The organism is Cytobacillus praedii, assembly GCF_001439605.1.
In the GTDB taxonomy this organism is placed as follows: domain Bacteria; phylum Bacillota; class Bacilli; order Bacillales; family Cytobacillaceae; genus Cytobacillus; species Cytobacillus praedii.
In genome coordinates, this window is sequence record NZ_LMBX01000022.1 from 73,272 (window position 1) to 74,499 (window position 1,228).

Sequence of the window (1,228 nt, forward strand, 5' to 3'; positions counted from 1 at the left end):
ACTTTTTCTAGTTTTTTACTTTTTGGGGTACCAAACGAATTTTACGTGACCGCTTTTTCTAATTTTTTACTTTTTGGGGCGCCAAACGAATTTTACGTGACCGCTTTNTTCTAGTTTTTTACTTTTTGGGGCGCCAAACGAATTTTACGTGACCGCTTTCCAGGTACCAACAAAATTCAACTTATTTCATCGTTTCAGTACAAAAAAAGCCGGGAGCTCCGGCTTTTTTAGATTAGCTTCCTCATATCCTCAGGAAGCTCAAGCTTAAAAGATAAATGTTTTTCCAAAAGCGGGTGAAAAAAACTGAGTTCACAGCAATGAAGGGCTTGTCTTTTCATCACGTCCACTCTTCCGCCATATAAATCATCCCCTACTAACGGATGACCTAAATAAGATAGATGAACGCGTATTTGATGTGTTCGGCCTGTTTCTAATTGCAGTTTTAAATGGGTAAAAGACTGATAACTATAAATCACTTCATAACGTGTACAAGCATATTGTCCGTTCTGATTGACTTCTCTTTCAATGATGCTATCTTTCTTACGTGCAATCGGCTGTATGATTACCCCGTTCTCATTCATCAGTACCCCTTCTGCAAATGCCTCATAAACCCTTTTCACACCTTTTGCTTTCTGCTGCTCACTTAATAGATGATGAATATGGCGATGTTTTGCAATAAGCACAATCCCAGAGGTATCCCGGTCAAGTCTTGTGACAATATGAGCTGTTGCTTGCAGACCTTTTTGCTCGTAATATCCAATCAATGCATTAGCTAAGCTTCCTGCAGGATGCTCTCTCGAAGGAATTGTACTCATACCTGCTGGTTTATTTACTACAAGTACATAATCATCCTCATATAAGATATGTAGTGGCACTGGCTCACCTTTCATACCCTCACTTGGATGTTCTGCAGGAAAGCTAATGGTGAGCACATCACCCACCTTTAGCAAGTATCTAACGGTTTGTTCTCTTCCATTTACTAAGATAAAGCCGCCTTTAAACTTAATATCAGTTAATGCGGCCTTCGATACTTGCTTTTCTTTAAAAAAATCCTTAATGATTTTATTTCCATCGGATTCTATAATTTGCCATTGTAATTGAAATCTTTTCATACAATACCTTTCTAACTGGCTCGTGTTATGCTTGTCGCAGATAATCAGGCGTCTTCCGCTTTTCCTTGTCTAGCTCCAGACGCCATCGGCTCGAGGTCATAAGTCATCTCGGCACG

The 1,228-nt window shown here is 39.6% G+C and carries 1 protein-coding gene; it reads right to left on the bottom strand.

Annotated features, from left to right (window positions below):
• Positions 1–227 precede the first annotated feature (227 nt).
• Positions 228–1,112 (bottom strand): RluA family pseudouridine synthase, encoded by an 885-nt coding sequence (locus tag ASU02_RS19925; RefSeq protein WP_057766897.1) that lies wholly within the window; start codon positions 1,110–1,112, stop codon positions 228–230.
• Positions 1,113–1,228 lie beyond the last annotated feature (116 nt).